The sequence below is a fragment of the Nitratidesulfovibrio sp. D1 genome (assembly GCF_051133415.1).
In the GTDB taxonomy this organism is placed as follows: domain Bacteria; phylum Desulfobacterota; class Desulfovibrionia; order Desulfovibrionales; family Desulfovibrionaceae; genus Cupidesulfovibrio.
The window spans coordinates 543,704-565,036 of the sequence record NZ_JBPGNZ010000003.1 but is presented as its reverse complement, the minus strand read 5'-3'; the positions used below and the strand labels follow the sequence as shown (position 1 = coordinate 565,036).

Genomic DNA, 21,333 nt, shown 5'->3' with positions numbered 1-21,333 from the left:
GGACGTCTCGCGGGGCCGGACCACCCGGCCGCCACGGCCGCGCCGCGTGAGCAGGTGGTACACCCCGGTTTTCGGGCGGATGCGGCCGGAAGGGGGTTGGAAGGGGGCCGGAGCGGTGTACGAAGCATGCGCGCGCATGACGCGAAAAACGCGCGGCGGCCTTGGCGGATGGCAAAAGACGGGCAAGGGGAAGGAAAAGACGGCGGCGGACCGGTGCGGAGCGCCACGGCGAAAGGGGAGCGGGTGGAGGGTGTGCGGCGGAATGCTTCCGGCGGGTTAAGAAGAACCGGAAGAATACCGATATAGTTCATGCCGGAGCGGTTCCGGCCGTACGCGGCGTCACGCGCCACCGGAACACCGGGCGGACGTGGCCCACGGTAGGGGGAGGCACGGCCGGGAAGCACGCGCCATGCGGGTTGCCGCGCCCTGGTAGGGGGCTTTCCTACCTTGGCCGCGCTTCACCAATCCTGTTAGCTGTATTCGGTTCCCGTAGACATTCGCGCACTTCCGAGGCTGGAATGCCCATCCGCCACGTGGCCCTGGCCGCGCTTTTCGCCGTTCTCGCGCTGTCTGCGCTCTCCGTCCCGGCCATGGGCGCCGGTTCGCGGTACGAGCAGGCGGGCGAACACTACGACGTGTCCATCAGCTACCCGGTGCTGCGCCACCCCGCCGTGGACGCCGACATCGGGCGCATCGTCTGGAAGCTCACCGACGCCTTCCGCCGCATGGCCGGGCACGGCCTGCTCCCGCAGTCCGCCGCCGGTCACCGGAACGCTTCCTCCTCCGCGTCCGGCGGCAGCCCTCAGGCAGAGGCGGACATCTACGCCCCGGCCCGGCGCGACTGGCTTACCGCCACCCATCGCATTTCCCGCCCGTCCGCCAACGCCGTGTCGGTGATCTTCGAGGTGCAGACCGGCTTGTGGGGGCAGGATGGAGCCGCCGTGTCCTGCGACCTGCTGGCCGTGAGCTACGACCTTGCGGCGGGGCGGCGCATCGAACTCGACGACCTGTTCGGCGACGACGACTGCGCCGATGCCGTGCTGGCCGCCCACCTGCGGCAGCGGGAGGCCGCCACGGCCGACGGACAGCCCCCGGCCGACGGCCCGGTGCGTGCGACGCCGCCATCCAGCGGCGCGGAAACGCCGGTCACCTTCTGGCTGACCCCACGGGGGCTGATGCTGCTGGCCGGATCGTGCTGCTGGCAGAACGCCTCCACCGGCGGTTCATCCTGCGTGCCGGGCACCTACACAGTGGATGCGCGCAAGACCCCGGCCGATCCGCCTCCCGCCGTGGAGGTGCCCATCGAACCGCTGCTGCACTGCGCGCCGCACCTCTCCTACTGGGGCAGGGTGCGCTGACGCGGCGCGCGTTCGGTCGCACCGGGCCTTGCCGGGTGGGGACGCATGCGGTATCTCGCACGTGGACATACCGGAGGTCTCCCATGCCGCGCGGCCCCGCGCCCCGTACCCTGCCCCACGCCCGCACCCACGCGCCCGCCGCCGTCCGGAACGAACCCCGGCGCGCCTCCTGGCGCACGTTCCGGCATGCGCTCCGGCACGTGCTTGCCGCGTCGCTGGCCGTGTTCCTGCTGCTGCCCGTCCCGCAAGAGACCCGCGCCGACGAGCCCGCCTCGTACCACCCCGGCTTCCGCACCATGGGCATCTGGATTCCCGAAACCGGCGAACGGCTGGACGTGGCCGTGTGGTACCCCTCGGCCCGCGCCCCGTCCGAGATCCACCTGGGCGACTGGACGCTGGACGTGGCGCGCGGCGGCAAGGAAGTACCCGGCCGCTTCCCGCTGGTGGTCATCTCGCACTGCACGGCCGGTTCGCGCCTGGCCCACCACGACACGGCGGAGGCGCTGGCCCGCGCGGGCTTCGTGGTGGCCGCGCCCACCCACCCCGGCGACAACAGCAACGACACCTCGTCGCTGTTCCTGCCCGAACAGCTCACCGCACGCCCCCGGCACGTCAGCACCACCATCGGCAGGCTGTTGCGCGCCCCGGAAACCGCACCCATGATCGACCCCACCCGCATCGGGGTCATCGGCTTCGGCACCGGCGGAGCCACCGCCCTGCTGCTGGCGGGCGCCCGGCCCGACGGCAGCCGTTACGCGGGCTACTGCGAGCGCACCACCCCCGGCGACCCGTACTGCACCAAGTGGGCCTCCGAACGGCTGTCCCGCCTGCCGGAAGCCCTGCGCCCCCCGCCGCAAGGCGCCGCGGCCGACGCCCCCCCCGCCCTGGAGGACCCCAGGGTGCGCGCCGTGGCCCTGGTGGCGCCGGGTTACGGCATGCTCTTTCCCCGCGCGTCGCTGGCCCGGGTCACCGTTCCCGTGGCCATCCTGAAAGCCGACGACGACGAGGTGAACCGCGCCCCCCTGCACGCCGACGCCCTGCGCGCCGCCCTGCCCCGCCCGCCGGAATTCACCGTGCTGTCCGGCGCCGACCATTACGCGCTCATGGCCGCCTGCCCCCCCAACCTGCAACGCGACCTGCCGGAACTGTGCGGCGGGGTGGACGAGGACACCCGGCAGGCCATTCACCGGATCCTCAATGCCCGGCTGGTGCGCTTCTTCCTGGCCACCCTGGGCGAGGCCGGGCCTCCCCTGCCCGTCCCCGCGCCCGAGCCGGAATCCCAGGTGCAGCAGACGCAGCAGGCGCAACCCGGTGCGGCCCCGGCGGCCAACGCCACCTCGGCCAAAAACAAGTCCAAGGCCGACAAGGACGAGAAGAAAAAGAAGGAAAAGGACGCCAGGCCGCGCAAGCAGGACGGCACCCCGGCGCGCTGAGCCGCCAGGCGCGCCAAGGCCCCGCGCCGTGTTCCGGCCCGGCGGTGCCACGCCCTTCCCTTCCGTCCTCCTTCCACCCGTCCCTTTCCATCTGTCCGGCGGGGCCCCCGGCCTTGGCCAGGGGCCGATTCTCTAGAGTTCCATCATGCAATTAACAGTTTGAAATGATATGAAATATATACACATCGCGCAAGCCCTGGCCGCATGTCGCGCCACCGGCCTTCCTCCCGCATCGGGCATGCCCCGCACACACTTTGCAACACGCTGAAATACCACGCTTAAAAAAATATTTCTGCGTGCCATTCCGCACCCTTGACAGGGGCCGTCCGAATCAATAAAGCCTGCACACGTGGCGATGCGCCATACAACACCATCCTAAGGATTCACGGTAAACACCATCATGCGCGGCGACAACGTTCGGCGTGTACCCTGCCTCCCCATATATTTCCGCAATGTAACCACACTCCGGCTGCTGGCCTCGCTGCTGGCGCTGGTCCTGCTTGCCGTGCCCACCGTCACCGAGGCGGAGCGCGGCGACATGCGCGACACCCTGTCCGGCCACGGCCGGGCCGCGGTGAATGGCGCCGGCGACGCCCGCCGGGTGGCCCTGCGCTCCGCCGAGGCGCAGGCCCAGGCGGACGACGACGGCTGGATCGACATGCCCGGCGGCTCGCGCCCGGCCTACATCGGCATCCACGGCGGCACCGTGCCGGTCAGCCTGCTGGCCACGCGCGGTGGCAGCACCATGGTGGCCATGGTGGGCGAAACCGGCAGCGACTTCCTGTACGTGCTGCGCGGTGGGCGCAACCAGTCCGCCACCAACGACAGCGACCAGTCGGAGGCCGCCGCCGAACTGCTGGCCGCGTCCAGGGCAGCCGACGGCGGGCGCATCTCCACCGTGGCGCTGGACGCCTCGCGCCCGGACCAGATCCCCGGCGCCCGCACCGCCGCCATGCCGGAACCCGGCGCCAACGGCACCGTGCTGTTCGCCTCCACTCCGGAAGGCAGCGTGCCGGTCATCTACGCCTCCGGCCGCTCGTTCGAATCGCTGGACATCGCCCTGGCCGACTGGACCCCCTTCGGCCTGACCGAGGATCACGCGGTCACCGACGGCAAGGGCAAGATCGTGGCCGACAAGAAGAACGCCAAGAAGGCCAAGTCCAAGCAGGTGGCCCGCTCCGCCAAGCCCGAACAGGCCGACAAGGCCCGCGCGGGCAAGGCCAAGTCCGACAAGACCGATGCGGGCAAGGCCGACAAGGCCCCGCGCCTGCCCCGCAACGAAAAGGGTCCCGTGAGCATCCAGGACATCACAGACGCCCTGATCGCGGCCTGATCCTGATCGCGGCCTGCCCCCTCCATCCCCGGCTTTTCCCGACGCCCCCGCCCTGCGGGGGCGTCTTCGTTGGCGCGTACGCCCGCCGCAGGCCGTCCTTCCGCATTCCTCGGGGCCGCATTCCCCGGACCCGCATCCGCCGCGACGAGCATGGCCGCGCACCCTCGGGACGGCCGTGCGCCCCCGTTGCCACCCCGCTGCGGCCCGCCCCGCCCCGGAAGGCGGGTGTATGCACGTCCTCTCGCGCCATGGCGGGCCGGGCATGCCGCCCGGTGGTCCAGGCGCGGAAGGAGCATGGCATGGACTGGAAAGGTATCGGCACCACGGTGGCCCGCGTGGCCCCGCTGCTGGGCGCCGCGCTGGGTGGCCCCGTGGGCGCGGTGGCCGGGGCGGCGGGCGCGCTGCTGGGTTCGGCGCTGGGCGTCTCGCCGGAGCCCGCCGCCGTGGCGGCGGCACTGGGCGACCCGCAGACGCTGGCCACCCTGCGTGAACTGGAAGTGCGGGAACGGGCACGCCTGCTGGACTGGCAGACCGAGCAACTGCGCGCCGAACTGGACAACACCCGCGACGCCCGTTCGCGCGAGGTGGCCCTGGCCCGCGCCGGACACGGCGGGGCCTGGATAACCGGCATGGTGGCCCTGGTGGTGGTGGCGGGGTTCTTCGGCATGCTGCGGGTGGTGCTGGAGCAGCCCTCGGTGAACGAACCGGCCCTGCTGCTGCTCGGCTCGCTGGGCACGGCCTTCGGGGCGGTGGTCAACTACTACCTGGGCTCGTCGCTGGGGTCGTTCCGCAAGGACGAACTCCGGTCCCGACCCGGAGGGAGCGGGACGCGATGAACGGCCCGGACGACGCCGTGACGGGGGGCGGCAACCATGGGGAAAGCTGGCGGCTGGACCGCCGGGTGGGTGTCCAGGCCCTGGCCGCGGCAGCCACGGCCTTTGCCGGGGCGGTGATGCTGGCGGCCACGGTGCAGGCCCGGATGGACGCCATGGAGGCCCGAGCCGCCGCCCTGGACGGCGACGTGCGCGCCGCCCGCGAGACCGCCGTCTGCGTGGCCCGCATGGACGAACGGCTGGCAGCGGTGCAGCGCGCGCTGGAAGAGGTGCGCACCGACCTGCGCCACCTGCGCGCCGAGGCCCGCACGGCCTCCGCCACGGGAAAGGAGGCCCGATGAAGGCCATGGAAACCGGCGAAACGGGCGCCAGGGGGCGGACTTCCGGGGCGGCGGCATCCCGGAGGCGCGATGACGGCACGCCACGGCAAGGGGACGGACGCTCCCCCCGGCTGGGGGTTCGCCAGCGCCGCTTCGTGGAGGAATACCTTGTGGACATGTCGCCCGTACGGGCGGCGGAACGGGCGGGATACGCGCCGGAGCGCGCCGCGCGCACGGCCGCCCGGCTGCTGCGCACCCCCGCCGTGCTGAAAGCGGTGGAGCGGGCCATGGACAGCCGCGCCGCGCGCACCGGCGTGACCCAGGACCTCGTGGTGCACGAACTGGCCGCCGTGGGCTTCACGGTGATGACCGACCTGTGCCAGTGGTCCGACGAGGGGGTGCGGCTGCGCGATTCCACGGAACTGACGCGGGCGCAGGCCGCCGCCGTGGCCGAGGTGCGCGAGGGATCCACCACGCGTGCCGCAAGGCCCGCGCGCGGCGCGCAACAGGACGGACAGCCCGAAGCGCCGGTGCGCGGCGGGGTGCAGGTGAAGCTGCATTCCAAGCTCAAGGCCCTGGAAATGCTGGCCCGCCACCTCGGCATGTTCGGCGCGGCGGCGGGGGCCAAAGGGGATGCGCCCCCCGGAGGCGATGCGCCGCCGGAGCTTCCGGCGGAACTGCGCGCCCGCATCGAGGAGCTATATCCGGGCCACCCCGACACGGCGTGCTGCCGGGAAGCCCCGGACACCCAAGATGCGAAGGACGCCGGGGACGACGAAGACGGCGAGGAGGACGACGACTTCGACGGGGATGCCTGCCGGTACCCGTAGGCAAGCATTCCCCGCCACCCGGCCGCAACGACACGGCGGGCCGTCCCGTTTCCCCACGGGGCGGCCCGCCACGCATCCGGAACCGTTCACGTCCCTGCCGACCCCCTCCGAAACCCACGGTGAAGATTTCCGGAACGGGCAACCCGGCGTGACCATGCGCACCTTTTCCCCCGCGCCTCCGGCGCGCGGTTCCGATCACGGAAAAATAATGGAGGGTTGTCGGCACCGGCCGTACCAAAGGTATAGTCGGCCATGCGTCACCGGCGTTCCGCTGGGTGAATGCCGGGCGCAACCGCAAGGAGCGATCCATGAAGGAACCCATGCCCGACTCGGCGACCTGTACCTTCTGTGGGCGCAGCTTCGATGCGTCCCCCGAGCAGCACGAACGCGAACTGCGTACCCTCAGCCACGACCATTTCTGCCTCGACTGCGCCTGCCATGCCGACCCCGCCCTTCTGGCCGTGGTCGGTGAAGACCGCCTGCTGGACATCATCGAAAACTGGTACGGATAGCGGAACCGCCCGCGGGCCGGAGGCGTGCGGCAAGACCCCGTCCGCGCCGCGCGCGGACGGGGTCTTGCCGCACGCCCGTGGCCCGAATCCGGCCCGTGGGTTGGGGGAAGCGGCCGCCAGCCCTCGCGGATCAGCGGCGGGGTTCCAGACGCAGCCCCACGGGCTCGCCCACGCTGGCCAGCAGACAGGTTATCCGCACCGGCCGGGCCACCCCGTCCGGAGTGGTCAGCACGCCGTCCATGCGCAGGATGGTGGACACGTAGTGCCCGTCCATCATGCCGTCATGGCGTTCCATGGTGGCGCGCCCGTCGTTGATGAAGACCAGGCTGGAGGGCGAACCGTACTGGCTGGCCAGTTCGATCTGGGCATAGGCAAGGCAGACGTCCAGATCCTGCTCCGCAACCTCCGCGCGGGCGGCGGGCAGCGGCGCGCCCCACAGCACGGCGGCCAGCGCCATGCCCAGCAGCGCGCGCGGGGCACCCTTCAGCACGCCGGACGCAAGGCGCGCGAACCCACTGGGGCGGGATGCCCCGTTCCCTGTGCCGGATACGGCCAACGGTCTTGCAGCGGTGTCTCGCATGGCGGGCTCGCGTCGGGGAGGCGGCAACCACGGCCGGGGCTTCCGGCCGGGCCCCCGTTGGCCCCGCGCCGGAATGGACGCCGCCGGTCCCTGCATTCTGCCCGGAGCATGGACCATGATACTGCCCATGACCCGGCATGGCTCCATGCCCTGATGATGGGGCGGCGACGCCTCCGGGTCAACCCGCGCCTTCGGGAAAGGCGGGCCGGTCACGGCCGGAAACGCTGGCCGCCGCTACTTGCAGATGCCTTCGCGCCTGGCCGATTCCATGCCGGTGCAGTCGCCATTGGAGCAGCCCTTGGCGAAGTCGGCGCAGGCGGCGGAAATCTCGTCCTCCGCCAGCTCCACGGCCGCCCGGTAGTTCCACGCCCGGTGCTGCGCGGAATCCAGTTCGATGGACCGGGTCAGGTCCTTGCGCGCGCCCAGCCGGTTGCCCATGCGAAAGGCCACCAGCCCCCGCCAGGCATAATTCTCGGCCGAGGGGTTCTGCCGCACGGCGCGGGTCAGGTCGTCGAACGCTTCATCCCACAGCCCCATGTCGCTGTGGGCCAGCCCCCGCCGGGCAAAGGCCTGCCAGTAGTCGGGCTGCAACTCGATGGCCTTGTTCAGGTACGCCACGGCCTTTTCCGGCTCGGTGCAGGTTTCGCCGCCCTTCCACAGCACATGGGCCATGGCGAAGTACTTCTCCGCCTCGGGGCTGACCTTTCCGGAAACCCCCATGGGGTTGTAAGGCTTCAACGGTTCCTGCGAGGCGCAGCCGGACAGGGCCAGCAGCATCAGGGCCAGCAGCATCAGGGCCAGCAGAACCATCAGCAGCGCCAGCAGCCTTGCCGGGGCGCGCTTGCCCGGCCGGGAAGCTGCCGAAAGGCTGGCGGTGCGAAACAACGTGAACGGCATGTCCGTCTCCTGTATGGGTGCGGGCCGTGCGGCCCGGCGTGGCCGGGTGTTACGGGGTGTCGCGGGGTGTTGCCCGGTGCGGCCTGCCGGGGCAGACCGGAGCCGGCCGGAACCGGCGTCGGAAGCCGCGCCGTCTTCCCCTCGGGCCCCAAAGAGTGCGCGGGACGGGCCACCCGGCCCGTCCCGCGTGCAAGGACGATACATGGGCCAGCGCCGCGCCCCTAGTAGACCACGTTGTACGACATGACCTCCGGCCGGTGGAAATGGAACTCCACGCGCCGGTTCTTGCTGCGGCTTTCGGGGGTGGTGTTGGGTTCCAGGGGGCGCGTGTCGGCGTAGGCGATGCCCCGCAGCCTGGTGGGCTTGATGCCGCCGTGCTCGATGATGTAGCGCACGGCCGCCGCCGCGCGCGCGCCGGAAAGTTCCCAGTTCGAGGGGTACGGGCTGCCCGCGGCCACCTCGCCGCTGTCGCTGTGGCCGCGCACCATCAGGTACAGATTGTACTCGCGCAGGATCTTGACGACCTCGTCCAGCACCTTGCTGCCTTCCGGCACCAGTTCGGCCGAACCGGCCTTGAACATCACGTCGCTGTTCACCCGCAGCAGCACGCCCACGTCGTCGGCGCTGATGCCGCTGGCGTTCTGCGGAATGGCGTCGGCCATCAGCATCTGCTTCAGCTTCTGGGCGATGGCGTAGTGTGACTTTTCGGTTTCCGACACCTTGAAGTCGCGCGTGTCCAGCTTGTCCACCCCCTGCACGAAGGGGTTGTTGGCCACGGGCGAAACGTTGCTCGAATCGAACAATGACCGCTCGGTGGAGAAGTAGCCGGCCAGGGCCTCCTTGGTCTCCGGCGGGGTCATGTTCAGAATCCACATCAGCAGAAAGAAGGCCATCATCGCCGTCACGAAGTCGGCGTAGGCAACTTTCCATGATCCACTGCCAGCCATGGCGTTCCTCCCCGCAGGGCGCGCCGTGCCGGACGGGCGGAATTTCCGCCGCCGGGCGCACGGCGCGTCAGCCCTTCAGCTTTTCTTCCATCTCGATGAACGTAGGCCGGAACGTGTGCGGAATGGCACGGCGGCCGTACTCCACCGCGATGATCGGCGTGGAGCCCCGGATGGCGGCGGCCACCGCCTCCTTGATCACCGCGAAGTACATGTGCTGCTCGTGGTTGGCCTGTTCGATCTTGGCCCCCATGGGCCCGAACACGCCGTAACAGAACAGGATACCGATGAACGTGCCGATCAGCGCCGCGCCGATGTGGTGGCCCAGCACCTCGGGCGGCTCGTTGATCTTGCCCATGGTCAGCACGACGCCGAGCACCGCGGCCACGATACCCATGCCGGGCAGCGATTCGGCCATGCGGCCGATGGCGTGCGGGGCGATGGATTCCTCCTCGTGCATGGACTTCATGTCCACTTCCATCAGGCTGTCGATCTCGTTGGGGTCGCCGGTGGTCAGGTACACCCGCAGCGTGTCGCCGATGAAGTGCACGGTGTGCTTGTCCTTGGCGATGGAGGGGTACTTGTTGAAGATGGAACTGCCTTCCGGCTTTTCGATGTCCTGTTCGATGCTGATCACCCCTTCGCGGTGCATCTTGACGAACAGCGAGTTGAGCAGGCCCAGCACATCGAGGTACTTGGCCTTGCTCATGCCGGGGTCGCCCAGCACCAGCTTGAGGTTCTTCAGCACGAGGCCCAGCGAATACTTGGTGCTGGAGACGATGAACGCGCCGATGGCCGCCCCGAGGATGATGATCAGTTCCGCGGGCTGCCACAACACGTGCATGACGCCGTGCGCCATCAGGTAGCCGGTGATGATCGAGCCGAAAACGACAACGAGACCGAGTATGGCGAACATGGCGTAGCGTCAGTTCCTGTTGGCCTGCACGGCGCCGCACGCATGCGCGGCGTCGATTTCCGCAAGCAGATGCTCAAGGTCAAGGCCGGGCGAGGGGGCGGGCAGCAGGCCCCGGCCCATTCGGGCCACCTCGTCGCACCAGCGGGTCAGTTCCTTCACGCCGTAACGTCCCGTATCGAACATGCGGAAGGCCTTTTCGGCCCTTTCCGGCACGCCGCGCGACGTGATGTGCAGCCCCAGCAACACCGCGCCGGGCGCATGCTCCACATGCGTCACGCGGGTGCCAAGGAACAGCGTACAGTAGCGGGTCTCCGCGCCGGGCGCGGGGGACATCAGCTTGAGATACACGTACAGCACCCCGCCGGGCGGGCCGCTTTCCGGAACAAGGCGCAGGCAGTGCGCCGCCCCTTCATCAAGGCGCAGACGCAGGCCCCGCGTGCTCACGTCGGTCAGGGCGATGCCGCCCGCTCCTGCAAGCCCCAGCACGTCGGGCGCGCCCAGGTCCTCCAGCGTCAGGCGGCCACCGGCGCCATCGCGTCCGTACCACAGGGCCGCCTCGCGCAGGAAGCCTGCCGGTGCGTCCACCCTGTAGTTGTTCCTGCGCTCGCTCTCGTCCATCCGGTCACACTCGGCTGGTCACGCTCGGCTGGCACGCTCGACTGGTGTGCCCGGCTTGCCGGGCTCGGCCGGGCGTGTTCCGGCGCTGTCCGTTCCATGGCGCGTACAACACGGGCCGTGCGGCCCGCCAGCGGACCGTACCCGGTGCAGTCCCGCGATTGTAGCCGAGAAAACACCACAAGGAAAGTGGGGGAGGCCCCAATGACAACATGCTCCCTGGCCGGAGCGTCCCGTGCGCACGTGACCGGCATCATCCCGTGGTCCCAGGATTGCATGGATGCATATTAGTTGTTGCATTGTCATATATAAAAAACTATAACAGACGCCATGAAGACCCCTTCCACCCACTCCTTCGTCCGTCTGCGCGACGCCATGCGCGCATTGGCGGCGTGGCTGGACGTCCCGGCATCCGGGCAGTCCCCCGGCGCATCCGCCCCCGAAGCCCTGCGCGTCCTGTGCGCCGCCGGGTTGCGCTGCCTTGCCGACAACGCGGAAGAGTACGACCGGCTCATAGACCGGCCCAACGCCTTTGCCGCGCATTTCGCCGCCACCGTGGCCATGCTGTCCCCCACGGTCGCCCGCGCGGGCACGCCAGCCCCCCGGACGGACGGAGCGGAGCAGCCCGCCGCCGGTCCGTCGGGCGAACGGCTTGACGACACCGCGTTCATGCTGGTGGAAGACATGGCCGCCCTGTTCCGGGAACGCATCCTGCGCGAGCCAGAAGCCCCGCCGCGCGACGTCGAACAGGCCCTGCTGGCCCATTTCGAGCGGTGCGGCGAATGGCTGCCCGCCGACGGCACCACGGTCACCGACTGGTACTACGTACGCCTGCCCGCCCTGGTCCTGGCCCAGCTGCTGCGCCGGGCAGAGGCCGCCACCCGCGCCGCCCGTCCCCCCGGCAGCTAGACGCCCGAAGGGCTTGCCGCACAAGGCCCCTCCGCCCGCGTCCGGCGTTCACCCCGTCCCTCCCGGTCCCCCTCCCTTCACCCGTCCCGCCACGCCTCGTCCACCGTCCCCGGCACGCGGTCCAGCCGCTGCCCGGACGCGCGCCAGGACGCCGTGCAGCCACGCCCTCCGGCGGCTATACCCGTTGCGTTCGCCCGCGCGTTCTGCCAATACTGAAGGAAGTTCCACGTTCACCTCCTGCAGCACGAGTGCATCGCATGCCCGCTTCGCGCCAAGCTCAGACCGGGCGTTCCCAGACCCCCGGCTCCGCCGCCGGCACCGCCCCCTCGTCGGGCCGCGAGGCCGACCACGACCCGCTGACGGCGGGTGCGAAACCGGGGGCGGCGCCAAGCCGGGATCCGCTCCGCTCCCGGCCAAACGAATTCCGGACCGGGCCGTCACGCTGGCTGTTCCCCTCCCTGCTGCTTTCCGCCTGCGCCCTGCTGGCCGCCATCACCTTCGCCGACCCCTACGCCCTGCCCGCCACCCCGCCGGTGCAGGCCCTGCTCGTCAATTCCTACGACCAGCGCATGCACTGGGTGCGCAACATCACCGACACCCTGGAGGCCGAACTGGCCCCTCCGGGCGGCAAGGTGCTGCTGCGGGTGGAGAACATGGACACCAAGGCGGTGCACGACGACGCCTACTTCGCCGCCTACGCCGCCATGCTGCGCGCCAAGTACGCCACCGTGCGGCCTGCGCTGCTGCTGTGTTCCGACGACCACGCCCTGAACTTCCTGCGCCGCTACCGCGACACGCTGTTCCCTGGGGTGCCCGTGGTCTTCGGCGGCGCCAACAACTTCACGCCCGCCCGCATCCAGGGCCTGGCCGGAGCCACCGGCGTCACCGAGGAACACTACCCCTACGATACCGCGCAGTTCCTGCTGCGCGTCCATCCCGGCGTGGAAGAAATATTCGTCATCAACGACTACACCGAAAGCGGCCGTTCCACGGCGACGGAGCTTGCCGATGCGCTGCGCCCCCTGGAAGGCCGCGTGCGGCTGCGCTGGAATTCCGACGTGCCCCTGGACGATCTGCTGCGCCAGGTGGCCTCGCTGGGCCCGGAAACCGCCGTGCTGCTGGGCGTGTACTATTCGGACGCCTCCGGGCGCACCGTAACCTACGAAGAGGCGGGCCTGCGCATCGCCGCGGCGGCCCGGGTGCCGGTGTACTGCATCATGGGCTTCAACCTCGGCGGCAGCGTGGTGGGCGGCAAACTGGTCACGGGCGCGTCGCAGGGGCGCATCATGGCCGAGATGGGACGGCGCATCCTGGCGGGCGAAGACCCGGCGGCCATCCCCGTGCGGCGGGGACCGGGCGAATTCCTCTTCGACGACGCCCAGTTGCGGCGCTGGCGCATCAGCGAGGCCTCGCTGCCCCCCGGCAGCGAGGTGGTGGCGCGCCCCTTCTCGGTCTACCGCGCCTATTCACGGGAAATCCACGTCATCGCGGCCTTCGCGGCGGCCATGCTCGTCACCATCGCGGCCCTGGTGGCCGTCATGCGGCACAAGGCGCGCGCCGAGGCGGAACTGCGCAAGCTGCGCAACCTGCTCGGCAACATCCTGGATTCCATGCCCTCGGTGGTGGTGGGCGTCTCGCCCGAAGGGCGCATCATCCAGTGGAACCGCCAGGCGGTGCGCATGTCGGGCGTGGAACCCGCCGCCGCCATGGGCCGGAAGCTGGAGGAAGTCTTTCCGTACCTTGCCCCGCAGCTGCCGCGCGTGCGCGAAGCCCTGGACAGCCAGGAGCCCGTGCGCGGCGAACGGCTGATACGCACCGAGGACGGCGTGCCCCGCTACGAGGACGTCACCGTGTTCCCCCTGGCGGCAAACGGCATGGAGGGCGCGGTGATCCGACTGGACGACGTCACCGAGCGCGAGCGGGTGCGCGAGATGATGATCCAGACCGAGCGCATGCTCTCGGTGGGGGGCCTTGCGGCGGGCATGGCCCACGAGATCAACAACCCCCTCGGCGGCATCCTCCAGGCGGTACAGAACGTGCTGCGCCGCATCGAGCCGGGGCGCGCCGCCAACGACGAGGCAGCCCGCGCCATGGGCTGCACCGTGGAGCAGGTGCGCGACTACCTGGAACGGCGCGGCGTGCTGCGCATGGCCGCAGGCGTGCGCGAGGCGGGCCTGCGGGCCGCGCGCATCGTGGCCAACATGCTCAATTTCAGCCGCCGCAGCACCTCGTCGCACATGGAATGCGACATCGGCGGGCTGGTGGCCACCGCCGTGGATCTTGCCGCCAACGACTACAGCTTCCGCAAGAACCACGACTTCCGCAGGCTGCGGGTGAACGTCCTGGCGCCGCCGGACCTGCCAAGGCCGGCCTGCCTGCCCACCGAGGTGGAGCAGGTGCTGCTGAACCTGCTGCGCAACGCCGCGCAAGCCCTGGCCGGGTTCACCCCGGCCGACGGCGCGCCGCCCACCATCACCGTGCGCGCGGAGCACCGCCCGGAAGGGGTGGCCGTCTCCGTCGCCGACAACGGTCCCGGCATACCGCCGGAGGTGCGGGCCAGGGTCTTCGACCCGTTCTACACCACCCGCCCGCCCGGCGAAGGCACCGGCCTGGGGCTTTCGGTGGCGTTCTTCATCATCACCCAGAACCACAAGGGCACGTTCTCCGTGGTTTCGGAGCCCGGACAGGGCGCGACCTTCACGTTCACCCTGCCGCTGGGGGAGACGCCATGAGCACCGCACCCCGCTCCATCCGGCGCGGCGCGCGTGGCGGGCCGTCCCGGTTGCGCCTGCCTGCCCGGTTGCGCCTGACGCTGGCCTGCCTGTCCCTGTGCCTGGCGATGGCGATCTGCGGAACCGCAGCCCGCGCCGCCACCGGCACGGACTCGCCGCCCGGCGTGGCGAACGGCGCGCCGGGCGCGGTCGAGCCTCCCCACGCGGAAGTCAACGCCACGTCCGAGGCCGTGGCCCGCTCGGTGGCCGATTCCGTGGTCCAGACCCTGGCCGACTCCATCGCCGCGCGTGGCGGCCAGGCGCAGGATACCCGGCAACTGGTGCTGCTGCTGCATTCCTACGAGCAGGGCATGGGCCGGGTGCGCGAAATCACCGACACCGTGGAGCGCATGCTGGCCCCCATGACCAACAACATCGCCCTGCGCGTGGAAAACCTGGATTCCAAGCGCGTGCGCTCCCCGGAATACCTCGACGCCTTCGCCGCCGTGCTGGCCCTGAAATACGCGGGGCGCACCCCCGCCCTCATCCTGGCCAGCGACGACGACGCCCTCGATTTCCTGGCGGTGCGGCACGCCACGCTGTTCCCCGGCGTGCCCGTGCTGTTCTGCGGGGTGAACCATTACCATGACAGCCTGAAGGCGGCCATCCCGCCGCTTTCGGGCGTGCTGAGCACCTTTTCCCCCCGCGAGACCGTGCAGGCCATGCTGGAACTGCACCCCGGCACCCGCCACGTCTACCTGGTCAACGACCATACCGAGACCGGGCGGGCAGTGGCGCGGGACGCGCGGCGGCAACTGGCGGACCTGCCCGGCGGCGTGGAGGTGCACGAATTTCCCCCCCTGCCTTTCGACGATCTGCTGTCCCGGCTGGCCACCCTGCCGCAGGACGCAGCCGTGCTGCTGGGCGTGTATTTCGAGGACAGCGCGGGCTACGCCACCACCTTCGAGGACATGGGCGAACGCATCGCCGGCGCCGCGCGGGTGCCCGTGCACTGCCTGGTGGACTTCAACCTGCGCGGCGCCGTGGTGGGGGGCAAGGTGTCCGGGGCCTCGATGCAGGCAGAGGCCATGAGCCGCATGGCCCTGCGGGCGCTTTCCGGCACGCGCGTGGAGGACATGCCGACGCAGGCGGAAGGGGTGAACCGCTTCCTGTACCGCGCCCCCTCGCTGGAGCGGTGGGCCATCTCCGAACGCCGCCTGCCCGAGGGCAGCACCGTGGTGGACCGTCCCTTCTCGCTTTACCGGGCCTACCGCACCCACCTCAACGTGCTGGCCCTGTTCATGGTCTCGCTGGCGTCCACCATCGCGGTGCTGGTGTACATGATGCGCCGCCGGGCCGCCTCGGAGCGGCAGTTGCGGCGGCTGCGCAACCTGCTGGCCAACACCCTGGATTCCATGCCCTCGGTCATCGTCGGCGTGTCGCCGGAAGGCCGCGTCACCCACTGGAACCGCCACGCGGCCGCCGCCACCGGCCTGGACGCGGGCGAGGCCGTGGGGCACTCGCTGGGCCAGGTGTTCCCCCGGCTGGACCGGTTGAAGCCGCTGGTGTTCGAAGCGCTGGAGGACGGCCAGATACGCGACGGACAGCGCCTGCTGCACCCCGAGGGCGACATGGTGCGCTACGAGGACGTGACGGTCTTTCCGCTGGTGGCCAACGGGGCGCAGGGGGCCGTCATCCGCGTGGACGACGTGACCGAGCGCGAGCGCATCCGCGAAATGATGATCCAGACGGAAAAGATGCTTACCGTGGGCGGCCTTGCGGCGGGCATGGCCCACGAGATCAACAACCCCCTCGGCGGCATCCTGCAGGCGGTACAGAACATGCGCCGCCGTGTGGAGGCGGGGCGTCCCGGCAACGAGGCCGCCGCCCGCGAGGCCGGGCTGACCCTGGCCCAGGTGCGCGGCTACCTGGAGCGGCGCGAAATACTGCGCATGCTCGATGACATCGCCGCCTCCGGGGCGCGGGCCGCGCACATCGTGACCAACATGCTCGATTTCAGCCGCCGCGCCGATGGCTCGTTCGCGGAGCAGGACCTGCACCGGCTCATCGAGAACACCCTGGAACTGGCCGCCAACGACTACGACCTGAAGAAGCTGTACGACTTCCGCACCCTGCGCATCGTGCGCCAGTACGCGCCCATGCTGCCCGAGGTGCCCTGCCTGTCCACCGAAGTGGAGCAGGTGCTGCTGAACCTGTTCAAGAACGCCGCCCAGGCCCTGGCCGCCGTTCCCCCGGCCGACGGCGCCCCGCCCACCCTGACCATCCGCACCGAACGCCACCACGACCTGGTGGCGGTGACCGTGAGCGACAACGGTCCGGGCATGACGCCCGAGGTGCGGGCCCGCGTCTTCGACCCCTTCTACACCACCAAACCCCCCGGCGAAGGCACCGGGCTGGGGCTGTCGGTGTCGTATTTCCTGATCACCCACAATCACGGCGGCAGCTTCGCCCTGCACTCCGAGCCGGGCAAGGGCGCGCACTTCACGTTCACCCTGCCCCTGCGGCAACGCTAGGGGCCGGATCGAAACATGCCGTCCTGCGCCCTTCGGGCACACATGGACAGCCCCCTCCATCATGCGCATATTCTGGCAAGGCAGGCGGTTCACTTGACCGCAGGCAGCGCCGTGGCACAATGAGCCCGGCCCCGGAAACCATGCAACCCGTCGTTCCATCCGGCAGACTTGCCGATCGCATACGCAAAGGACATCACATGGACGCCCGCATCGCATGCGCCCCCCGCCTGCCGCATACCCTGCGCCTGCTGGCCTGCCTGCTCGCGCTGGCCGTGCTGCTGGCCACGGGGTGCGCCCCGCGCATGAAGGCCGACGTGCAGGCCGTTTCGGCCCCCGGCTACCGCAAGGCCGGGCAGAGCTACGTGCTGGTGCCCGGCGCCGCGCTGGCCACCCTGAACGCCGTCAACGCCGACGTGTTCCGCCAGTCCACCCAGCGGCTGCGGGCCGTGCTCACCGGGCACGGCTACCGCGAGGCCGCCACCCCCGAGGCGGCGGACATGGCCGTGGTGGTGGAATGGAAGGTGGACGGCCCGCACGAGGTGCCGGACCCTACGGCCTATTCCCGGCCGTCCGTGGGCATCGGCGTCGGCTACGGCTCGTGGCCGTGGTACGGCGGGGCCTACGGCAGCCGCTACGGCGGCTGGGGATACGGCGGCTATCGCGGCTTCGGCACCGGCTACGGCTACCCGCCGCCCATGACGGTGGTGCACACCCGCACCCTGTCCATCGAGGCGCGCGACCTGCGGCCCGGCACCCCCGGAACCTCCGGCGGAGATGCCACACGCCCCGCCCCGCCCGCCGGACAGGAGGCCAAGGAACTGCCCGACTACGCCAAGCCGCCCTACGGCACGCCCATCGGCACCGTGGAAGGCCTGCCCTCCCCGGCCGAACTGACCGGCCCCGTGCTGTGGAAGGTGGTGGTCTCCAGCACCGGCAGTTCGCGCGACATCCAGAACATCCTGCCCGCGCTCACCGTGGCCGCCTCGCGCTGGATAGGCCTCACGGCCAACGTCAAGGTGGCCGTGGACGACGAACTCAACGTGACCATTCAGGGCCAATAGGGGGCAGCGGCCCCGGCCCGCGAACTCCAATGGAATCAGGGCCGGACGGCATCAGCCGCCCGGCCCCTCTTGTTCCGGAAATTTCCGCGCCGCCGCGCCGGGTACGTCCTCATCCCCGGCGGCTAATGGCCGCGTTCCGGCCCCGCCCCCTCGTCGCCCCCGGCGGCGCGATGCCCACCCCAGAACCACCGCCGCACCGCGTCGGGATCGGCCCGGTAGGTGCCGTCCGAACACCTGCGGGCGGGAAACCCGTCCTCGCGGATCCAGCGCTTCACGGCCCCCTGTCCCGCGCCCACGGCGCGGCCGATGGCATCCAGGCCCACCAGCACGAACGGCTGGTCATGCGGCGGCCCCTGTACCGGACCACGGGCCGGAGCGTATCCCGCGCCCGCCCGGTGGCCACCGGGCCCATCCGCCATGATCCGGCGCCCATCGCACCCGCAGGGGCCATGGGCCGCCCAGGCGGAACCCTGCGCGGGAACGTGAAAGGGCCGTTGCTGCGGTTGCTGCGCGCCCTGCATGAATCCATCCTCCCTGTCTCGCGGCGCGCGGTGCGCCGCGGCTTGCGTTGCATCCAGGGCCGCCGTCCGGGCCGCCCCCCCTGCCTGTTCCGGTATGCCGTCCCCTAGTGCATGCGGCGCGACGACCTGCCCGGCACGTCTCCGGCCGCGTCCATGCCGTGCCCCCACGGCACCTCGGGCACGGCGGCCACGGGGCGGTCCTCGCGGCGCATGCGCCGCGCCCCGGACAGGGGTGCTTCAAGGCGGGCGGCCAAATGCGTTGCCGGATGCGCGGCCGCCCCGGAACGCCAGTCGTCGTCCACGGCCTGGACCAGCCACGCCGCCACGACGGCCCCGGCTTCTCCCCCGTGCGCGCAGGCCACCAACTCGCCTTCCACGTGCACCAGCATGCCGCGCCGCAGCCGCGCCAGGCACCATGCGGCCTGGTCGCCGGTGACGCGCACCCGGTGCCGCTGGCCCGCGTCGTCCTGTCCGGCGCCCTCGGTGCTGACGGAAAACAGCACGCAGCCACCGGCCGTACCGGCGCCGGGCCGTGGCGCGGCCACCACGCGCCCGAGCAGCATCACTCTGTTCACAGCCGCCATGCGGCATCCTCCTCTGCGACGGTCCACGTCGCGCCGCCCCGCGCCGCGCGCGGAGCCGACATATCCCGCATCGGCGCGGGGCGCGCCGGGCGGCGTCCTCGCCGTGTGGCGGCCGTCCGGCACAAGCCCCTCGCCGGTACGGCCGTTCGCCCTTCGGCGAGCCTCAGAATCCAAGCACCATGTCCGGCATGCGGAACAGGTCGCGGCCGTAGCAGTCCGGGGGGATGTCCCCCGAGGCCCACGGGTCCTCGAACAGTCCGTGATCCATGCCGTGCGCCAGGGCCTCGCAGCCGGGGCCGCAGAACCTGTCGCGCAGCGTGGCCGGGGTGAACCTGCGCCCGCACACGGCGCAGTCGCGCGGCTGCGGACGGGCCTGCCCGGCGGCGGCCAGGGCCACGCATTCCCGCGAGCAGTAGCGGCGATGGGCCCGGCCCGGCGGCATGGGGCCGCCGCACAGCTGGCAGCGCTCGGGCCGCTCCAGGGTACGCGCCGCGGCATGGCAGGCGCGGCTGCAGTACCGGCCCCGGCCATGCTGCAACCGGGCGGGGTTGACGGAAAACGGGGCGCCGCAATGCAGGCAGGTCACTATCGGCATGACGCACCTCCTTCATAGAAACGGTTGCACGCCTCCAGCGCGCGCATCCGGACGCGCGCCGTCTCGGGCGTGGAATGGCGGGCCTCGTCGTGGCTCGCATGGTACAGGCCCAGCAGACGGCGATGCTCGTCCACCTCGATGAACATCATGGGCAGCCGCCGGTCATGCAGGCTGCACCCTTCGGCGCAGGCCGGGCACAGCACCACCCCGGCCACGACCACCGCCCCCTCCTCTCCGGGCCCGCCTCCGCAGACGGCGCACCGGACGCCGCATGACATCGCGTGCATCTTCCCATCCCTCTCGTTGCGCCCGAACCGGAACAGCCCGCCGAGGCGGTCTTCCGGCCCGGTCGGCCTGTATATCGGTTGTTCTATGTGAACGACGCGGCAACATTTCCTCCGGCATGGTCCCACCGCACCGGCACGCCATCTGATGAAGCGTGGCGCGCGCCGCACAAGGGCATCAGGGGAAACGGCTGTCGTGCGCACAGATATTTCACACTTCGCACACAAACGTCAAGAGTATCGGTACGCCGATGACAGAATTTCATGGACATCCGCACAGAATGTGCTAACATCTCATGCATGAACGAGTACGATTCCACGGGAACCGACTGGGATGAACTTCGTGAGTTCGTCGTCGACGCGCTGCGCAGCGTGGGCGGCGTGAAGCGCCTTGCGGAAATCGCGGGGGTCAGCGAACGCACCGTCTACGCCTGGAAGAACGGCGAACGCTTTCCGAGCCGCACCAACCTCGCGCGGCTCACCGAGCACCTCGAACGCATCGCCAGCACCGGGGCGCCCAGCGCGCCCCAGCCGCACTGGCGGGGCCTGCATGAACGCATGCTGCGCCCCTACGGGGAATCCCCGCGCGACGCCCATGCCCCCGCCGGGCAGGACGTGCCGGAAGAGGCCCGGCGCCTGGCCGAGGAGTTCGTGCTGGTGGACAAGGCCGAGGCGCGCCCCAGCGCGGGGGGCGGCTCCCTGCAAACCGGGGGACGCCCGGAGGAGCAGCACGCCTTCCGGCTGGACTGGGTGCTGGGCCGGGCGCGGTCCACCACGGGCCTGTGCCTCATGGAGGTCATGGGCCGGTCCATGGAGCGCACCCTGCACGACGGCGACCTGGTGCTGGTGAACCAGCACGACCGCACCCTGGCGGAAGACCGGGTCTACGTGCTGCGCGTGCAGGACGAGATCTACATCAAGCGGTTCTCCCGCACGCCGGGGCGCTACCATTTCCGGGGCGACAACCCGGAACTGGCCTATCAGGACATCGAGATCGACCCGCGCGACGAAGCCCTGCAATGGGAGGTCATCGGCCGGGTGATCTGGGCGGGCAAGGAAATGTAGCCGCACGGCCCTGCCCCCCGCTCCCAGACGCCCCCTGCCCCCTCCGGCCCGAGTCGCGCGGCCTGCTGGACCATTCGCACTTTTTGTGCAAAACGGTTTCCCACACAGGAACCGGAGGTCCCATGCACGCCACGCCCACCCACGCCGCGCAGCCCCCTTTTGCAGCCCCGGCGCTTCCCGCCCCCGCCGAATCCGCCGTCCCCGCCCGTTTGCCCCGGCTCCGGGCCGACGCCCGCCCCGCATGGTGCGAGGGCCGGGGCCCCGACCCCGCGCCGCAGTTCCTGATACGCTGGCACCCGTCCGGCGACACCCCCCGCCATGACCCGGCAGCCACCGCCGCCGAGGCCCGCGCGCTGGCCCGCGACGCGCGCGAGGCCACATCGGCGGAGGCCGCCGTGTATCGGCTGTGGTCCGTCCTGCCCGACTGACCCCTTCCCTTGCCCCCATGGCCGCTGCGCCCCACCCGTACGGACCGGCCCGTCTCCCCCACCGTTCCCC

22 protein-coding genes are annotated in these 21,333 nt (G+C 70.8%); 13 read left to right on the top strand and 9 right to left on the bottom strand.

What is annotated here, in order from left to right; all coding sequences use genetic code 11:
* Nucleotides 1–518: 518 nt before the first annotated feature.
* From ACR4XJ_RS08030 to ACR4XJ_RS08000, 7 genes are all read left to right on the top strand, one after another.
* On the top strand, nucleotides 519–1,358 hold the full coding sequence (locus ACR4XJ_RS08030) for a hypothetical protein (RefSeq protein ID WP_434754733.1): 840 nt from the start codon (nucleotides 519–521) through the stop codon (nucleotides 1,356–1,358).
* A gap of 83 nt (nucleotides 1,359–1,441) precedes the next feature.
* On the top strand, nucleotides 1,442–2,791 hold the full coding sequence (locus ACR4XJ_RS08025) for an alpha/beta hydrolase family protein (protein WP_434754732.1): 1,350 nt from the start codon (nucleotides 1,442–1,444) through the stop codon (nucleotides 2,789–2,791).
* Nucleotides 2,792–3,191: 400 nt separating this feature from the next.
* Entirely contained in the window at nucleotides 3,192–4,124 is a 933-nt protein-coding gene (locus tag ACR4XJ_RS08020) for a hypothetical protein (protein ID WP_434754731.1), read from the top strand.
* A gap of 299 nt (nucleotides 4,125–4,423) precedes the next feature.
* Nucleotides 4,424–4,960 (top strand): hypothetical protein, encoded by a 537-nt coding sequence (locus tag ACR4XJ_RS08015; protein ID WP_434754730.1) that lies wholly within the window; start codon nucleotides 4,424–4,426, stop codon nucleotides 4,958–4,960.
* Nucleotides 4,957–5,298 carry a hypothetical protein gene (locus ACR4XJ_RS08010; RefSeq protein ID WP_434754729.1) on the top strand — a complete coding sequence of 114 codons (342 nt, stop codon included), beginning with the start codon at nucleotides 4,957–4,959 and terminating at the stop codon, nucleotides 5,296–5,298. The genes ACR4XJ_RS08015 and ACR4XJ_RS08010 overlap by 4 nt, the downstream gene beginning before the upstream one ends.
* The gene (locus ACR4XJ_RS08005; RefSeq protein WP_434754728.1) at nucleotides 5,295–6,107 is read left to right on the top strand and encodes a terminase small subunit; all 813 of its coding nucleotides are present in this window, start codon (nucleotides 5,295–5,297) and stop codon (nucleotides 6,105–6,107) included. Before ACR4XJ_RS08010 ends, ACR4XJ_RS08005 begins: the two co-directional genes overlap by 4 nt.
* 308 nt (nucleotides 6,108–6,415) lie before the next feature.
* A complete protein-coding gene (locus ACR4XJ_RS08000; RefSeq protein ID WP_434754727.1) occupies nucleotides 6,416–6,619 on the top strand; it encodes a hypothetical protein in 204 nt (67 codons plus the stop codon).
* Nucleotides 6,620–6,749: 130 nt separating this feature from the next.
* On the opposite strand, the gene ACR4XJ_RS07995 is transcribed toward ACR4XJ_RS08000, so the two are convergent.
* From ACR4XJ_RS07995 to ACR4XJ_RS07975, 5 genes are all read right to left on the bottom strand, one after another.
* Nucleotides 6,750–7,109: a hypothetical protein gene (locus tag ACR4XJ_RS07995; protein WP_434754726.1), complete on the bottom strand. Its 360-nt coding sequence runs from the start codon at nucleotides 7,107–7,109 to the stop codon at nucleotides 6,750–6,752.
* A gap of 324 nt (nucleotides 7,110–7,433) precedes the next feature.
* The gene (locus ACR4XJ_RS07990; RefSeq protein ID WP_434754725.1) at nucleotides 7,434–8,096 is read right to left on the bottom strand and encodes a tetratricopeptide repeat protein; all 663 of its coding nucleotides are present in this window, start codon (nucleotides 8,094–8,096) and stop codon (nucleotides 7,434–7,436) included.
* Between the two features lie 221 nt (nucleotides 8,097–8,317).
* The gene (locus ACR4XJ_RS07985) at nucleotides 8,318–9,043 is read right to left on the bottom strand and encodes an OmpA/MotB family protein (protein WP_434754724.1); all 726 of its coding nucleotides are present in this window, start codon (nucleotides 9,041–9,043) and stop codon (nucleotides 8,318–8,320) included.
* Between the two features lie 67 nt (nucleotides 9,044–9,110).
* The gene (gene motA / locus ACR4XJ_RS07980; protein ID WP_333506759.1) at nucleotides 9,111–9,956 is read right to left on the bottom strand and encodes a flagellar motor stator protein MotA; all 846 of its coding nucleotides are present in this window, start codon (nucleotides 9,954–9,956) and stop codon (nucleotides 9,111–9,113) included.
* Between the two features lie 9 nt (nucleotides 9,957–9,965).
* Nucleotides 9,966–10,574: a hypothetical protein gene (locus ACR4XJ_RS07975; RefSeq protein WP_434754723.1), complete on the bottom strand. Its 609-nt coding sequence runs from the start codon at nucleotides 10,572–10,574 to the stop codon at nucleotides 9,966–9,968.
* A 327-nt stretch (nucleotides 10,575–10,901) separates the two neighbouring features.
* Between ACR4XJ_RS07975 and ACR4XJ_RS07970 the strand changes: the two genes are divergently transcribed.
* The 4 genes from ACR4XJ_RS07970 to ACR4XJ_RS07955 all read left to right on the top strand — a co-directional run bounded on the left by ACR4XJ_RS07970 (nucleotide 10,902) and on the right by ACR4XJ_RS07955 (nucleotide 17,786).
* Nucleotides 10,902–11,480, top strand: coding sequence for a hypothetical protein (locus ACR4XJ_RS07970; RefSeq protein WP_434754722.1), 579 nt, complete (start codon nucleotides 10,902–10,904; stop codon nucleotides 11,478–11,480).
* A gap of 257 nt (nucleotides 11,481–11,737) precedes the next feature.
* Nucleotides 11,738–14,212, top strand: coding sequence for an ATP-binding protein (locus tag ACR4XJ_RS07965; RefSeq protein ID WP_434754721.1), 2,475 nt, complete (start codon nucleotides 11,738–11,740; stop codon nucleotides 14,210–14,212).
* Nucleotides 14,209–16,725, top strand: a complete 2,517-nt coding sequence (locus ACR4XJ_RS07960) for an ATP-binding protein (protein WP_434754720.1) — start codon at nucleotides 14,209–14,211, stop codon at nucleotides 16,723–16,725. The genes ACR4XJ_RS07965 and ACR4XJ_RS07960 overlap by 4 nt, the downstream gene beginning before the upstream one ends.
* Before the next feature lie 197 nt (nucleotides 16,726–16,922).
* Entirely contained in the window at nucleotides 16,923–17,786 is an 864-nt protein-coding gene (locus ACR4XJ_RS07955; RefSeq protein WP_434754719.1) for a hypothetical protein, read from the top strand.
* A gap of 122 nt (nucleotides 17,787–17,908) precedes the next feature.
* On the opposite strand, the gene ACR4XJ_RS07950 is transcribed toward ACR4XJ_RS07955, so the two are convergent.
* The 4 genes from ACR4XJ_RS07950 to ACR4XJ_RS07935 form a co-directional block, all read right to left on the bottom strand.
* Nucleotides 17,909–18,205, bottom strand: coding sequence for a hypothetical protein (locus ACR4XJ_RS07950; RefSeq protein ID WP_434754718.1), 297 nt, complete (start codon nucleotides 18,203–18,205; stop codon nucleotides 17,909–17,911).
* A gap of 206 nt (nucleotides 18,206–18,411) precedes the next feature.
* Nucleotides 18,412–18,891: a single-stranded DNA-binding protein gene (locus ACR4XJ_RS07945; RefSeq protein ID WP_434754717.1), complete on the bottom strand. Its 480-nt coding sequence runs from the start codon at nucleotides 18,889–18,891 to the stop codon at nucleotides 18,412–18,414.
* Between the two features lie 163 nt (nucleotides 18,892–19,054).
* A complete protein-coding gene (locus tag ACR4XJ_RS07940; protein ID WP_333506768.1) occupies nucleotides 19,055–19,486 on the bottom strand; it encodes a hypothetical protein in 432 nt (143 codons plus the stop codon).
* On the bottom strand, nucleotides 19,477–19,707 hold the full coding sequence (locus ACR4XJ_RS07935) for a hypothetical protein (protein ID WP_434754716.1): 231 nt from the start codon (nucleotides 19,705–19,707) through the stop codon (nucleotides 19,477–19,479). Before ACR4XJ_RS07935 ends, ACR4XJ_RS07940 begins: the two co-directional genes overlap by 10 nt.
* Nucleotides 19,708–20,070: 363 nt before the next feature.
* Between ACR4XJ_RS07935 and ACR4XJ_RS07930 the strand changes: the two genes are divergently transcribed.
* Nucleotides 20,071–20,835, top strand: coding sequence for a S24 family peptidase (locus ACR4XJ_RS07930; RefSeq protein WP_434754715.1), 765 nt, complete (start codon nucleotides 20,071–20,073; stop codon nucleotides 20,833–20,835).
* Nucleotides 20,836–20,957: 122 nt separating this feature from the next.
* The gene (locus ACR4XJ_RS07925) at nucleotides 20,958–21,263 is read left to right on the top strand and encodes a hypothetical protein (protein WP_434754714.1); all 306 of its coding nucleotides are present in this window, start codon (nucleotides 20,958–20,960) and stop codon (nucleotides 21,261–21,263) included.
* The last annotated feature ends 70 nt before the right edge of the window (nucleotides 21,264–21,333 follow it).

Bases quoted from the DNA above. Each gene is read 5' to 3' on its own strand.
- ACR4XJ_RS08020 (WP_434754731.1), top strand. From the start codon at position 3,192: ATGCGCGGCGACAACGTTCGGCGTGTACCCTGCCTCCCCATATATTTC.
- ACR4XJ_RS08010 (WP_434754729.1), top strand. From the start codon at position 4,957: ATGAACGGCCCGGACGACGCCGTGACGGGGGGCGGCAACCATGGGGAA.
- ACR4XJ_RS07945 (WP_434754717.1), bottom strand. From the start codon at position 18,891: ATGGCGGCTGTGAACAGAGTGATGCTGCTCGGGCGCGTGGTGGCCGCG.
- ACR4XJ_RS07970 (WP_434754722.1), top strand. From the start codon at position 10,902: ATGAAGACCCCTTCCACCCACTCCTTCGTCCGTCTGCGCGACGCCATG.
- ACR4XJ_RS08015 (WP_434754730.1), top strand. From the start codon at position 4,424: ATGGACTGGAAAGGTATCGGCACCACGGTGGCCCGCGTGGCCCCGCTG.
- ACR4XJ_RS07950 (WP_434754718.1), bottom strand. From the start codon at position 18,205: ATGGCGGATGGGCCCGGTGGCCACCGGGCGGGCGCGGGATACGCTCCG.
- ACR4XJ_RS07975 (WP_434754723.1), bottom strand. From the start codon at position 10,574: ATGGACGAGAGCGAGCGCAGGAACAACTACAGGGTGGACGCACCGGCA.
- ACR4XJ_RS07940 (WP_333506768.1), bottom strand. From the start codon at position 19,486: ATGCCGATAGTGACCTGCCTGCATTGCGGCGCCCCGTTTTCCGTCAAC.
- ACR4XJ_RS08005 (WP_434754728.1), top strand. From the start codon at position 5,295: ATGAAGGCCATGGAAACCGGCGAAACGGGCGCCAGGGGGCGGACTTCC.
- ACR4XJ_RS07965 (WP_434754721.1), top strand. From the start codon at position 11,738: ATGCCCGCTTCGCGCCAAGCTCAGACCGGGCGTTCCCAGACCCCCGGC.
- motA (WP_333506759.1), bottom strand. From the start codon at position 9,956: ATGTTCGCCATACTCGGTCTCGTTGTCGTTTTCGGCTCGATCATCACC.
- ACR4XJ_RS07955 (WP_434754719.1), top strand. From the start codon at position 16,923: ATGGACGCCCGCATCGCATGCGCCCCCCGCCTGCCGCATACCCTGCGC.
- ACR4XJ_RS08000 (WP_434754727.1), top strand. From the start codon at position 6,416: ATGAAGGAACCCATGCCCGACTCGGCGACCTGTACCTTCTGTGGGCGC.
- ACR4XJ_RS07985 (WP_434754724.1), bottom strand. From the start codon at position 9,043: ATGGCTGGCAGTGGATCATGGAAAGTTGCCTACGCCGACTTCGTGACG.
- ACR4XJ_RS08025 (WP_434754732.1), top strand. From the start codon at position 1,442: ATGCCGCGCGGCCCCGCGCCCCGTACCCTGCCCCACGCCCGCACCCAC.
- ACR4XJ_RS08030 (WP_434754733.1), top strand. From the start codon at position 519: ATGCCCATCCGCCACGTGGCCCTGGCCGCGCTTTTCGCCGTTCTCGCG.
- ACR4XJ_RS07930 (WP_434754715.1), top strand. From the start codon at position 20,071: ATGAACGAGTACGATTCCACGGGAACCGACTGGGATGAACTTCGTGAG.
- ACR4XJ_RS07990 (WP_434754725.1), bottom strand. From the start codon at position 8,096: ATGCCGTTCACGTTGTTTCGCACCGCCAGCCTTTCGGCAGCTTCCCGG.
- ACR4XJ_RS07960 (WP_434754720.1), top strand. From the start codon at position 14,209: ATGAGCACCGCACCCCGCTCCATCCGGCGCGGCGCGCGTGGCGGGCCG.
- ACR4XJ_RS07925 (WP_434754714.1), top strand. From the start codon at position 20,958: ATGCACGCCACGCCCACCCACGCCGCGCAGCCCCCTTTTGCAGCCCCG.